This window comes from Xanthomonas sp. WCS2018Noco2-27 (assembly GCF_031843525.1).
Lineage (GTDB): Bacteria > Pseudomonadota > Gammaproteobacteria > Xanthomonadales > Xanthomonadaceae > Xanthomonas.
Map to the genome: position 1 here is coordinate 41780 of NZ_JAVTIK010000020.1, position 13270 is coordinate 55049.

At 65.4% G+C, this 13270-nt stretch carries 9 protein-coding genes and 1 other RNA gene; 5 read left to right on the plus strand and 5 right to left on the minus strand.

What is annotated here, in order from left to right; translation table 11 throughout:
- Window positions 1–94: 94 nt before the first annotated feature.
- Window positions 95–784 carry a glutathione binding-like protein gene (locus tag RQH86_RS21440; protein ID WP_115514187.1) on the minus strand — a complete coding sequence of 230 codons (690 nt, stop codon included), beginning with the start codon at window positions 782–784 and terminating at the stop codon, window positions 95–97.
- A gap of 399 nt (window positions 785–1183) precedes the next feature.
- Here RQH86_RS21440 and RQH86_RS21445 point away from each other — a divergent pair, with 399 nt between their 5' ends.
- The 5 genes from RQH86_RS21445 (at window position 1184) to RQH86_RS21465 (ending at window position 8781) form a co-directional block, all read left to right on the plus strand.
- Window positions 1184–4198, plus strand: coding sequence for a TonB-dependent receptor (locus RQH86_RS21445; protein ID WP_311239324.1), 3015 nt, complete (start codon window positions 1184–1186; stop codon window positions 4196–4198).
- A gap of 152 nt (window positions 4199–4350) precedes the next feature.
- Complete coding sequence (locus RQH86_RS21450) at window positions 4351–5052, plus strand: SapC family protein (protein WP_055847138.1); 702 nt, start codon at window positions 4351–4353, stop codon at window positions 5050–5052.
- The gene (locus tag RQH86_RS21455) at window positions 5042–6055 is read left to right on the plus strand and encodes a cupin-like domain-containing protein (protein WP_311239325.1); all 1014 of its coding nucleotides are present in this window, start codon (window positions 5042–5044) and stop codon (window positions 6053–6055) included. Before RQH86_RS21450 ends, RQH86_RS21455 begins: the two co-directional genes overlap by 11 nt.
- A gap of 10 nt (window positions 6056–6065) precedes the next feature.
- Window positions 6066–7631, plus strand: coding sequence for a tryptophan halogenase family protein (locus RQH86_RS21460; protein ID WP_311239326.1), 1566 nt, complete (start codon window positions 6066–6068; stop codon window positions 7629–7631).
- 139 nt (window positions 7632–7770) lie between these two features.
- Window positions 7771–8781 (plus strand): energy transducer TonB, encoded by a 1011-nt coding sequence (locus RQH86_RS21465; RefSeq protein ID WP_311239327.1) that lies wholly within the window; start codon window positions 7771–7773, stop codon window positions 8779–8781.
- Window positions 8782–9485: 704 nt separating this feature from the next.
- On the opposite strand, the gene RQH86_RS21470 is transcribed toward RQH86_RS21465, so the two are convergent.
- The 4 genes from RQH86_RS21470 to RQH86_RS21485 all read right to left on the minus strand — a co-directional run bounded on the left by RQH86_RS21470 (window position 9486) and on the right by RQH86_RS21485 (window position 13231).
- Window positions 9486–9562, minus strand: a non-coding RNA gene (locus RQH86_RS21470) — sX9 sRNA.
- Window positions 9563–9679: 117 nt separating this feature from the next.
- Window positions 9680–10873: an ABC transporter permease gene (locus RQH86_RS21475; protein WP_311239328.1), complete on the minus strand. Its 1194-nt coding sequence runs from the start codon at window positions 10871–10873 to the stop codon at window positions 9680–9682.
- Window positions 10870–11616 carry an ATP-binding cassette domain-containing protein gene (locus RQH86_RS21480; RefSeq protein ID WP_311239329.1) on the minus strand — a complete coding sequence of 249 codons (747 nt, stop codon included), beginning with the start codon at window positions 11614–11616 and terminating at the stop codon, window positions 10870–10872. The genes RQH86_RS21475 and RQH86_RS21480 overlap by 4 nt, the downstream gene beginning before the upstream one ends.
- Window positions 11617–11647: 31 nt before the next feature.
- Window positions 11648–13231, minus strand: a complete 1584-nt coding sequence (locus tag RQH86_RS21485) for an alpha/beta hydrolase (protein WP_311239330.1) — start codon at window positions 13229–13231, stop codon at window positions 11648–11650.
- Between the last annotated feature and the right edge of the window lie 39 nt (window positions 13232–13270).

The following is a 13270-nucleotide window of genomic DNA, read 5'->3' on the forward strand; positions in this document are numbered from 1 at the left end:
GCTGATGCTGCTTGCGTTTGCTGTTGCTGCGCAGTTGCAACAGTCGCCGCGATCGCCACGCGTACTGCTGCGCAACTGCTGCTACCGCGTTGCCTCAGCGCTTGCCGAACAGGTGCTTGCGCTCTTCGTCGCTGAGCGGCTTGCCGGCGTTGGGGTTGACCTGCTCCTTGAGCGCATACGCACGTTGGGTGGCCGGGCGGGCGGCGATGGCGGTGTGCCAGCGGTGCAGATTCGGAAACGCTTCGAAGTCGGGCTTGAGGTCGCCATACACCTGCAGCCAGGGATAGCTGGCCATGTCGGCGATGCCGTAATCGTTGCCGGCCAAAAACGCATGCTCGGCCAGGCGCTTGTCGAGCACGCCATGCAGGCGGCGGACTTCGGCGTTGTAGCGATCGATGGCGTAGGCAATCTTTTCGGGTGCGTAGACGTTGAAGTGGCCCATCTGGCCGGTCATCGGGCCCAACCCGCCCATCTGCCAGAACAACCACTCCAGTGCGGCGATGCGGCCGCGGGCGTCGCGCGGCAAGAAGCGGCCGGTCTTCTCGGCCAGATACAGCAGGATCGCGCCGGACTCGAACACCGCCTGCGGCGCGCCGCCATCGGCCGGGGCATGGTCGACGATGGCCGGCATCTTGTTGTTGGGCGAAATCTTCAAGAATGCCGGCTCGAACTGGTCGCCCTTGCCGATGTTGACCGGCTTGAGCGTGTAGTCCAGCCCGGCCTCTTCCAGGAACAAGGTGACTTTGTGGCCGTTGGGGGTGGGCCAGTAGTACAGATCGATCATTGGTTCGCTCCGGTGCGTAAAGGGTGAGCAGCGCGACTGACGATGGGACCACGGCAGGCAAGTGGTCGGCAGGCCTGCAAGGCGCCGAGGTCGCCACCCGCCCCCGCCATGCCGAACCTACGCGCCAACTCCGCTCGGCTGGATGTGCGCAGTCGCCACGTCGGTCGCCCTGGAATAGCTGCCACTGTGTCATCGACGCCCGATGGTACGACCAAGCGATCGAGTGCGGCTGCATCAAGCGATGCGCGTATTGGAACGATGTGTGACGCCATTGGCTTGCGGCCGATGCTGCACTGCAAATTGACTTTGTTAAGCCGGCACTAACAAATGCGCGATTGCTGTTCGACCTTTGCCTGTCCCGCTTGGGGCCGGCTTTCTTTGCTTGGGGATGGAATCATCGTGAGAGAGCTACGCACCCTGCCGCGCACGCGGCGCTTGACGTCTGCCTTGTTGTTCGCATTGTCGACGCCGCTGGCAGCGCAAACCGCGCCGGCGCCGCAGTCGGCCTCGACCGTCCCCGGCTCCAGCCAGGCCGACCCTGCCACGCTCGATACCGTGCAGGTCAGCGGTATCCGCGGCAGCCTCACCTCGTCGATGAACGTCAAGCGCGACGCGCAGGGCATCGTCGACGGCATCGTGGCCGAGGACATCGGCAAGTTCCCCGATACCAACCTGGCCGAGTCGCTGCAGCGCATCAGCGGCGTGTCGATCGACCGTTCGCTGGGCGAAGGCTCGCGCGTCACCGTGCGTGGCGTCGGCCCCGACTTCAACCTGGTGCTGTTGAACGGCCGGCAGATGCCGGGCGCCAGCATCGAAGAATCCAATGCCTCCAACTCGCGTGCGTTCGACTTCGCCAACCTGGCGTCCGAGTCGATCTCCGGCATCGAGGTGTTCAAGACCAGCCGCGCCAGCACGCCCACCGGCGGCATCGGTGCCACCATCAACATCAAGACGGCCCGGCCGCTGGACAACCCGGGCATGCATGCCAACGTGGGCCTCAAGGGCGTGCACGATGCGTCCAACGAGAACCTGCCCGGCCGCCTGCAGGGCGATTCGCTGACGCCGGAAATCTCCGGCATCTTCAGCACCACCTCGGCCGATGGACGCTTTGGCGTGTCCTTGAGCGGCAGCTACCAGGAACGCGACTTTGGCTACAGCCAGGTCGGCGTGCCCAACGGCTGGCGCTCGTTCCGTGGCGATTCCACCGCCTACGGCACCATCCCGCAGCCGGGCACGCCGGGCTCGGAGAACATCGTCAACCGCCCCGGCCCGAACGATATCTACTCGGTGCCGCAGAACCTCAACTACCGCGTGGTCGGCGTTGAGCGCCAGCGCACCAATGGCCAGCTGGTGCTGCAGTACAAGCCGCTGGACAACATCACCACCACGCTGGATTACACGTACTCGGAAAACAAGATCCAGCAGCAGCGCAACGAAATGTCGGTGTGGTTCAACTACGGCCCCTCGGCCAGCGCCTGGACCAATGGTCCGGTGGCAGGTCCGATCACCTACTCGGAAATCGTCAACCCGGCTACCAGCGATCTGGCTACCGCCGGCTCCAACGCTGCGACTCGCAACCAGAACAAGTCGCTGGGCTTCAACGTGGATTGGGCGGTGAACGATCAGTTCAAGCTCAACTTCGATATCCACCGCTCCACCGCCGAAGCCGGCGCGGACAGCCCGTACGGGTCGAGCAATTCGCTGGGCGTGTCCGGCTTCTACCGCGGCACCTCGGTGGTGGATTTCAGCAAGGACTTCCCGGTGTTGCAGCAGCAGCTGGGCTTTGGCCTGAACGGGCTTGACCCCTCGCGCACGCTGGTCACCGGCTCGGCGTTCCGCAACAGCTACATGAAGTCGGAGATCGACCAGGCGCAGGTCAACGGTGACTTCACGTTCGAAAATTATTCGCAGTTGAAGTTCGGTATCGGCAGCACCGAAGTGAAGAATCGTTCGGCGTTCTCCAACGTGCAGCGCGATACCTGGGGCGGCAACGGCACCGCGGCTGATTATCCGGACGATCTGTGGATTCCGAGCTCGTTCGCACAGTATTTCGATGCGATCGGCGGCAGCGGCAACCCGGCGCAGTTCAACCAGTTGTTCCTGTTCGACTTCGAGCGCGCACGTCAGGCCGCCGCGCAAGCTGCGGGCGATGACGCGCTGTACCGCATCTCGCCGGTGTTCAACACCGACCGCCGCGTGACTGAAAAATCCAAGAACGCCTATCTGCAGTGGAATAACAGCTGGGACGATCTGCGCGTGCCGATCAGCCTGGCCGCCGGTGTGCGTTACGAAGAAACCAAGGTGGACGCGCAGGCACTGGTGCCGGTGGCGGTCGGCATCGATTGGGTCGCCAACAACGAGTTGCCGATCCGTCTGGCCGACTCGGCCTTCGCCGGCGGCAGCGGCAAGTACGAATACTGGCTGCCCAGCCTGGACCTGAGCTTCAAGCTCACCGACGACCTGGTGCTGCGCGGCAGCTACGGCGAAACCATCGGCCGTCCCGGCTGGGGCGACATTCAGGGCGGGCAGACGCTCAACCAGATCGCACGCCTGGAAGGCGGCACCGGCCAGGAAGGCAACCCCGGCCTGAAGCCGCTGCTCTCGCACAACATCGATGTTTCGCTGGAGTGGTACTACAGCGATGCCAGCTACGCCTCGGTGGGCTTCTTCCGCAAGAACATCGACAACTACATCGGTGTGACCACGCGCAACGACACCGCGCTGGGATTGAACACCCCGGTGGGCGGTGCGTACTGGAACGAAGCGCTGGGCAACGGCTGCGCCTCGGCCGACCTGACCTGTATCCGCAACTACATCTTCCGCAACCGCGGCGGCGCGCCCGGCGTGGTGCGCGGAGCCGACGATGCCAACGGCAACGCCACCGGCGTGATCAGCGGGCAGCCGGGCGACCCGGTGGCCAACTTCGCCATTACCGCGCCGGCCAACCAGCGCTCGGCGTCGCTGGACGGTTGGGAATTCAACCTGCAGCACATGTTCGGCGTCAGCGGTTTCGGCGTGTCGGCCAACTACACCATGGTCGACTCCGGGTTGACCTACAACAACGCGGTGATCGGCGAGCAGTTCGCGCTGGAAGGCCTGAGCGATTCGGCCAACGTGGTCGGCTTCTACGACAAGGACAAGTGGCAGGTGCGTGCGGCCTACAACTGGCGCGACGAATTCCTGGCCGCGCGTTTCGACGGCAGCGGCCAGCCCAACCCGGTCTACACCGAAGCCTACGGCCAGCTGGATCTGAGCATCGGCTACCAGTGGAACGAGAACCTGTCGCTGAGCCTGGAGGCGATCAACCTCACCGACGAAGTGCAGCGTCAGCACGGCCGGCAGAAGAACCAGATCGTCTATGCCACCCAGACCGGACCGCGCTACATGCTGGGCCTGCGCTACAAGTTCTGGTGATGTAATTGCGGTACCGAGCGTCCCGGCAGCGCGTCTGCCGGGACGCTTGCACGACCTTCCTGCGACAGGTGCAGCACGACAGCGGCACTTGCCGCGCGAGGGGTAACTGTCCAAGCATGGGCCACGCGCCCCCGCGTGATGTGGCGACCCCCATGACCAATGCTGTGTTGTTGAACAATCTCGATCACCGCGATCTGCGCGTGATCACCGCCTATGGCGCCGCCTATGGCGATGACGTGATGTCGGCGGCGACGTTTCCGCAGGAATTCCGCCAGCTGCAAGGCCAATACCCGATCGTGTTCCACCGCAACGACAGCGGGCGGTTTCAACCGCTGGCCCTGCTGGGATTACGCCTGGGCGAAAACCTGTTTCTGGATGGCGCGCGCTGGGATGCGCCGTATGTGCCAATGGCGATCCAGCGCCAACCGTTTCTGATCGGCCAGCAACCGGAAGGGCCGATGGTGCACGTGGACCTGGACAGCCCACGCATCAGCACCCAGGACGGCGAACTGCTGTTCCGCGAACACGGCGGCACCACCGATTTTCTGTATCACATCAGCCAATTGCTGCGCACGCTGCACGATGGGCTGGCGGCGAGCGACGCCTTCGTCGAGCGCCTGCTGCGCTACGAGTTGCTGGAACCGTTCGTGTTCGAAGCCACCCTGGATAACGGCCTGGACTGCCGGCTGGCCGGCCTGCACACCGTGCACGAAGAACGCCTGCGCGCGCTCGGCAAGACGGCGCTGCTGGACCTGCACCGGCATGGCGATCTGGAGCCGCTGTACATGGCGGTGGCTTCGGTCGCGCAATTCCGCCACCTGCTCGAACGCCTGAATCGCCGCCATGCCGGCTGAGCCGCGCGCCATCGACGAACGCCACGGCCTGGATCCGCAACAGCTGGATCCTGCGCTGCTGCGTTCGACCACGCCGCTGGTCCTGCGCGGGCTGGTGCGCGACTGGCCGTTGGCGCAAGCCGGTGCGCAGTCCGCGCAGGCGGCCGCCGCGTATCTGCGTGGATTCGATCGCGGCGAAGCGGTGGTGGCGCAAGTCGGGCCACCGGAGATCGGCGGGCGGTTCTTCTACAACGCGGACATGAGCGGCTTCAACTTCCGCCCCGAGCGCGTGCCGCTGGCGGTGGTGCTGGACACTTTGTTGCGCGACCTGCACAACGCGCAGCCGCCGGCGATCTATGTCGGCTCCACCACGCTGGACACCTACCTACCCGGCCTGCGCGCGGCCAATCCCATCGCGCTACCGCAGGCAGAGCCGCTGGCCAGCATCTGGATCGGCAACCGCACGCGGATCGCCGCGCATCAGGACCTGCCGGACAACCTGGCCTGCGTGGTCGCCGGGCGCCGCCGCTTTATGCTGTTTCCGCCCGAGCAGTTGAGCAATCTGTACATCGGCCCGCTGGATCTGACCCCGGCCGGGCAGCCGGTCAGCCTGGTGGATATCGCCGCGCCGGATCTGCAGCGCTTTCCGCACTATGCGCAGGCGCTGGAACATGCCGTGGTCGCCGAGCTGGAACCGGGCGATGCGCTGTTCATTCCCAGCATGTGGTGGCACCACGTAGAAGCGCTGGAAAGCTTCAACGTGCTGGTCAATTTCTGGTGGCGGCAAAGCCCGGCCTACATGGATTCGCCGATGAACGCGCTGATGCTGGCGTTGCTCACCATGCGCGACCTGCCGCCGGAACAACGCGCCACCTGGCAGGAGGTGTTCCGGCATTACGTGTTCGAAGCCGATGAGAGCACTGCCGCGCACGTGCCCGACGCGGCACGCGGTGTGCTGGCCCCGATGGACGACAACCGTGCCCGCAGCCTGCGTGCACGCTTGCTGCAACGCTTGAACCGCTGAGGATTGACGCATGTCGTACACCGCCCCCTTGGATCCCCAGCAGCGCCCGGTGCGGCGCGTGGTCATCGCCGGTGGCGGCACCGCCGGCTGGATGGCTGCCGCCGCACTGTCCAAGCTGCTGGGCCGGCAGTTGCAGATCACCCTGGTGGAGTCGGATGAGATCGGCACGGTCGGCGTGGGCGAAGCCACCATCCCCAGCCTGGTTACCTTCCATCGGCTGCTGGAGATCGACGAAGCGGCGTTCATGGCCGCCACCCAGGCCACCTTCAAACTCGGCATCGGCTTCGAGCATTGGCGCGATGTGGACAAGCACTACATCCACTCCTTCGGCCACACCGGCACCGATCACTGGAGCGCGGGGTTTCACCACTTCTGGTTGAAAGGCCGCCAGCGCGGTGTGGCACGCGACTTCGGCGACTACTGTCTGGAGTTGCGCGCCGCCCAGGAAGGCCGCTTTGCGCATCTGCCCAACGGTGGCATGAACTACGCCTACCACCTGGATGCGGGCCTGTATGCGCGCTTCCTGCGCCGCTTCAGCGAAGGCTTTGGGGTGCAGCGCATCGAAGGGCGCATCGGCGAGGTGCAGACCGACCCGGACAGCGGCTATCTCACCGCGCTGACGCTGCAGGACGGCACGCGCGTGGAAGGCGACCTGTTCATCGATTGCACCGGTTTTGCGGGGTTGCTGATCGGCAAGACGCTGGGCGTGGGCAGCGACGATTGGTCGCGCTGGTTGTTTGCCGACAGCGCACTGGCGGTGCAGACCGAATCGGTGGGCCCGCCGGTGACCTATACGCGGTCGCGCGCGGATCAATCGGGCTGGATGTGGCGCATTCCGCTGCAGCACCGCGTGGGCAACGGCATCGTGTATTCCAGCCGGTATACCGATCAGGACAGCGCCCGAGCGGTGCTGGAGCGCAACCTGCAAGGACGTGCGCTGACCGAACCGCGGGCGCTGCGCTTCACACCCAATCAGCGCCACCGCGTGTGGGAAAAGAACTGCGTCGCCTTGGGGCTGGCCAGCGGGTTTCTGGAGCCGATCGAGTCGACCAATATCCATCTGATCCAGCGCGGCATCGTCCGCTTGCTGCAGACCTTTCCGCAGACGATCAACGCGGTCGACATCGCCGAGTACAACCGCCAGGCGGCCGATGAAATCGCGCATATCCGCGATTTCGTGATCCTGCATTACCACGCCACCGATCGCCGCGACACGCCGTTCTGGCGCGACTGCGCAGCGATGGACATTCCCGACTCGCTACGCCACCGCATGGAGCTGTTCCGCCAGAGCGGGCGCGTGTTCCATCAGGGCAACGAGTTGTTTGCAGAGAACTCCTGGGTGCAGGTGATGCTGGGCCAGGGCATCACCCCCCAGCAGCACCACCCGGTCGCCGACCTGATGGGCGATGCGGAGCTGCGCCATTTTCTGGAGAGCATCCGCCAGCGCGTGGACGCGACCGTGGCCACGTTGCCGCCGCATGCGGACTTCCTGCGTCACCACTGCCCGGCCCCGCCGCTGCCCAACCCGGCCGCCCGCGCGCCGTCCGATGCGGCGCTGGCGGCCCCGGCAGGATGAATTTCGCATCCGGCTGCGGCAACCCTTGGCTTACACCGCCCCAGCAATGCTAGATTGCGGCATTGCCGTCCATTGCGGGAACAATGGGCGGCGCTCGCCGTAGCAACGTTATCTTTCGCACTCGGGGTAAGGGGGACGCATGTTGGATCTGACACAGGGCCGTATGGCACGCCGGATCGCGCCGGTCATTTTGCTGGTTGGCCTGGCTGCCTGCTCCAAGCAGGAAGACAAGGCCGCAACCACCGCGCCAGCCACCGGCGCTACGCCGGCAGCATCGGCTGCGGCACCGACGCCCGCCACCGCGGTGTCGCCGCAGGTGCAATCGATGGCCGCCGATCAGTTGCGCGAATCGGCCACCAAGGCGCTGCAGGACAACCGCATGTACGCCCCGGTTGGCGACAACGCGGTGGAGTACTACCTGGCCCTGCGTGAGAAGCAGCCGCAGGACGCCACCGTCAACAGCGCGCTGACCGACCTGCTGCCGTACACGCTGATCGCCGCCGAACAAGGCATCAGCCGCGAAGAGTTCCCCGAGGCACAGCGCCTGATCGCACTGATCGAAAAGGTCGACCCCAAGGCACCGGCACTGCCGCGCCTGAAGTCGGGCCTGGAGACGGGCATGAAGACCGCCGCCAACCGCTCCGAGCAGGATGCCGAGCAGGCCAAGAAGCTGGTCGAGGACAAGGCCAAGCAGGCCGCCGAGCAGAAGCGTCTGGCCGAACAGCAGACCCGCGAAGCCGCCGCTGCCCAGCAGATTGCCGCCCAGCAGGAAGCCGCCCGCCAGCAGACCGCCGAAGCCGAGCGCCAGGCCGCTGCCCGTCGTCAGGCGGAGGCCCCGGCCCCGGCCGCACCACGCCCGGCACCGGCAGCCGCCGCAGCAGCAGCGCCCGCTGCACAGTCGCTGCGTCCGATCAGCACCCCGGCACCGCGCTACCCACCCGAAGCGCTGCGCGCCGGCACCTCCGGCGAAGTGCTGGTGGAGCTCACCGTGGGCACGGATGGCTCGATCACCGCCTCCCGCGTGCTGCGCGCCAACCCTCCGCGCGTGTTCGATCGCGAAGCGCTCAACGCCGTGAAGCGCTGGCGCTTCGAGCCGGTTGCCGCACCGGTCACCACCCGCCGCACGCTGTCGTTCAATCCGGGCGGTTGAGCCCGCGCTGGGGAAGGCGTCGCTGCTTGCCGACGCCACCCTGGATCCCACGCCCCTCGATACCGGCGCGCTGCACTAGGAGCGCGCCGGTATCGGCACGGGACGTTGCGGGATCGGAGATCGCCCGCACCTGGATCACAGGCGTATAGGACTGCAACCGGCGCGCGCTTCCGCACTTCGCCGCTGCTGATTGAAGCAACAACTATTGGAAATGCAAAAGCCCGCAGCGATGCGGGCTTTTGCGTTGTGGAGCGTGCGTGACTGCACGTGGATATGCGACAGCGACGTCAATCATCGAGAGCGTTACTGGGGCGTGCTGGCCGTACCCTCATCCGGCGCTACGCGCCACCTTCTCCCGATGGGAGAAGGGAGCTGCTTCGTTCGATGGGAGAAGAGAGCTGCTTGGCTTTGTGTGAGAAGAGAGCTGCTTCGTTCAATGTGAGAACGAAGCAGCACCTTTCGATGACAGAGGAAACTGCTTGGCTCGATCAGAAACGCCGCGCCTGCCATCGCAAGCCACCGATCACGTGACCGCCCATGCCCCTCTCCCGTCGGGAGAGGGGTTGGGGTGAGGGTACGGTGTCACCAAATCCACGCAGCGGCCAGCCGATCAGCAACCTCACCAACCATGCCCGCCGAACAGCCAGTCGTTCGCCATCATGTGCGTGCCGTCATCCACTCGCTACGCACGACACACCAAGAGCGACCAACAAAACGTAACGAACAGCCGTCAGGCGGGTGCGGACGGCCCGCCCATAACCGGAGTATGCGACTAGCCCGTCCCGATTCCGGCCACCGGCCGCGCCCGCCTGGTGGCCACGCCGTAGTTGTATTCGCCGCTCTAAGCCAAACGCGCGGCGCGCAGACCATCGCTGCCACTGCCCGCTTGTCGAGCCACTTACCCCGAAATCGCCAAGCGCTCCTGGTGATAACGACGTACCGCCGCGTACCACAACAGCCCAGCCACGCCGAAGCCGGCCAGCAGATACACCGCCCAGGTCTGCGCGTTGATGGTTTCGTGGCGGATCACTTTGAGCAACATCTGGTTCTGCGCCAAAAACGGCACCGCAAAATGCCATAGCTGCGTCTTCAGCGGATACGCCATCAATGCGTAGCCGGGCAGCATCGGCAGCAGCAGCAACCAGGTCATGTGCGCCTGCGCTTCCTTCATGCTTTTGGCCGCGGCGGCCAGATAGGTCAGCAGCGAGGTGCCGACAAACAGCATCGGCACCAAGATGAAGAGCATCTGCAGCATCGGCACGAAACCCACATTGAGCTGGCGCCCCAGATTGGACGAGGACAACTGCGCGCTCAACTTGAAGGCCAGCAAGGTCAGCAACAACGACACCATGCCGATCACGCAGGCGGCGGCGATCTTGCCGCTGACAATCGCACTGCGTGGTGCGGGCGTTGCCAGCAGCGGTTCCAGCGACTGCCGCTCACGCTCGCCGGCAGTGGCGTCCAGAATCAACGACGCGCCCCCAAGGAACGAGGTGATCACAAGCAGCACCGGCAACAGCATCGCCATCATCTGTCCGCGCTTGGCTTCGGCAGTGGCCAGGTCCTGCGCGGCGATTTCCAGTGGCCGGCTCACCTGCGCATCGATGCCACGCGCCAACAGACGCAATGCGCCGACCTGCTGGCTGTAGCCGCTCAATGCTGCCTGCAAGCGCAGGCTGGGCACGTCGGCCTCGCGGCGGGTGCTGTCCTTGATGATTTCCACCAGCGCCGGACGGCCTTCGCGCCAATCGTCGGCATAGCTGTCGCTGATGCGCAGCGCCACGTCCACATCCTGGTTGCGAATGGCCGTCGTCAGGTCGGCTGGCGCGTCCACGGCGTTGAGTCCCTGCGCGGCGAGAAACCGCACCAGATTGGGTGCGTGTTCGCGGCCGAGCGTGGGGATGTCCAGCGGCTTGTCGATCTGTGTGCGCACGCGGCTTTCGCTCAAGGCGCCCATGCCCAGGATCAGGATCGGATACAGCAATGGCGACAGCAGCAACGCCAATGCCAGGGTGCGGCGGTCGCGCGAGATGTCGCGCAGTTCCTTGCGCAGCACCGTCCACCAAGTGGCCAACAGGGAACGCTTGCTCATGCGTGCAGTCCTTCTTCCGAGCCGATCGACTTGACGAAGGCGTCTTCCAGGTTGTCTTCACCGGTGGCGGCACGCAGTTCGTCGGCGCTGCCGGACGCCACCACCGTGCCCTTGGCGATGATGACGATGCGATCGCACAGCGCCGCCACCTCTTGCATGATGTGACTGGAAAAGATCACGCAGCGCCCTTCCGCACGCAGCTGCTGCAGGAAGCCACGCATCGCGCGCGTGGTCATCACATCCAGGCCATTGGTGGGCTCGTCCAGAATCACGTTGCGCGGGTCGTGCACCAGCGCGCGTGCAATCGCGGTCTTGGTGCGCTGGCCCTGGCTGAAGCCTTCGGTCTGGCGATCGAGAATATCGTCCATGTCCAATGCGCTGGACAACACGCGCGTGCGCTCGGCGATCTGGCTGCGCGACATGCCGTGCAACTCGCCGAAATAGGCGATGTTTTCGCGTGCGCTCAAGCGCTTGTACACGCCGCGCGCATCCGGCAACACGCCCAGCGCACGGCGTACCGTGACCGGGTCGCGCGCGGCGTCCACGCCATCCACGGTGACGCGCCCCTGGTCCGGCGACATCAAGGTGTAGAGCATGCGCAAGGTGGTGGTCTTGCCGGCGCCATTTGGGCCGAGCAAGCCGGTGATCTGGCCGTCGGCGGCGCTGAAACTGACTCCATCGACCGCATTGACCAGCCCGGTCTTGGTCTTGAACGATTTGTGCAGATTCTCGACGACGATCATGCGTGCGCCTCCGTGGCGTGGTCGATGCGGCTCATGGTTCCCATCCGTTGAACGAGGTAAACGCTGGCACGTTGTTGAGGCTGGCCACGCAGCTGGCATCCAGCGCCTTGGCGTCGGTGGTCTGCAGAAACTGGCTCAGCACCTTGGGCATGCAGCCGAGCCGGAACACGCCATGCCCCTGCCCCGGCGCGATGATGTGGCGGCCGTTGGGCAGACCCTGCAACACGCGTTGCGCGTAGCGCGGCGGTGTCACCGGATCGAGCTCGCCCGACAGCAGCAGCACCGGCAGCGTCGATGTGAACGGCTTGGCTGCATCGGCCGGTGCCGGCTTGGCGGGCCAGACCTTGCACGGGGCGAAGAACATCTCGGCCACCTCATTGCCCAGCAGCGTGGTGTCCTTGTCCGTGGGTGCGCGGTAACGCCCGGCGTCCTCGCTGCACAACACCGACCATTGCATCGCGCGATTCATCTGATCGGACATGTCCGACGCACTCATCTGCGCCAACGCCATCAACGACGCATAGCGGCCTGCGGCGGCTTCGTCCAGCACCAACGGCAGCAGGGAGGCGGTTTCCGGTGCATACGAAAATCCAAACGCCAGCCCCACCACCGTATCGGCGGTCACCTGTTCGTGGCGCAGCGCGCCGGTGCGCGGGTCGCGGTAGTCCACTGCCACCGGCGCCTGCCGCAAACGCTCGACCACCTGCCGCAGCTGGGTGCGGGTATCGACCGTGAAGCGTTTGGCGCATGCCGGCGTGGACGCGCATTGCTTGGCCTGCAGCGCAATCGCATCTTCGAAGGTGCGCGCAAATTCGCCGCCGATCACCAGATCGTTGGGCGCCACGCCATCGAGCACCACGCTGCGGGTGTGCTGCGGATAATGCATCGCGTACTGCTGCGCCACGCGCGTGCCGTAGGAGCCGCCGATCAGATTGAGCTGCTGCACACCCAAGGCCGCGCGTACCGCATCCAGATCGGCGATGGCCTCGGTCGTCGTGAAGTAGCGTGGGTCGGCGTCGTTGCGCAAGCCGTCCGCGCACTGCCGCGCATAGTCGGTGAGCTGTGTCACGCTGGCGGCGGCGCCACCTGGCATCTCCAATGGCTTACCGGCGCCATCGCGGCATTGCAGCGGATGCGACCCACCGGTGCCGCGCTGATCGACCAGAAAAAGATCGCGCTGTTTGCGCACCTCGCGCAAGCCCATGTCCACGATCGCAGCCACCTGCGTGGCCGACTGGCCTGGGCCACCGGCAATGAAGAACACCGGGTCCGGAGTGCTGCCCGCGCCAGCATTGCTTTCCAGCCAGGCGATCTTCAAGTCGAGCATGCGCCCATGTGGCGCAGCCGGATTTTCCGGCACTTTCAGCTGTGCGCACTGCGCTTCGATATTGCCTGCCGCGCTGCCGGAACTCAGCGTGCATGGTGCGAATTGCAGGCTGCCATAGCGATTGCCGGTCGCAGTGTCTTGATGCGTTTTTGCAGCGCGCGGCTGCGTTTTGCCCGGCCCGGATGCGCCGGCGTTGCCTGCAGCAGGCATCTCTGCGCGTTGGCATCCTGCGGCCAGCAGCGCGGCCAGCATGGCGGCGGCCACATTCAGTTGCTTCAGCATGTCCATCCTCTCCTAGTGCCCATTCCCTGACGTTGCCGACGGTCG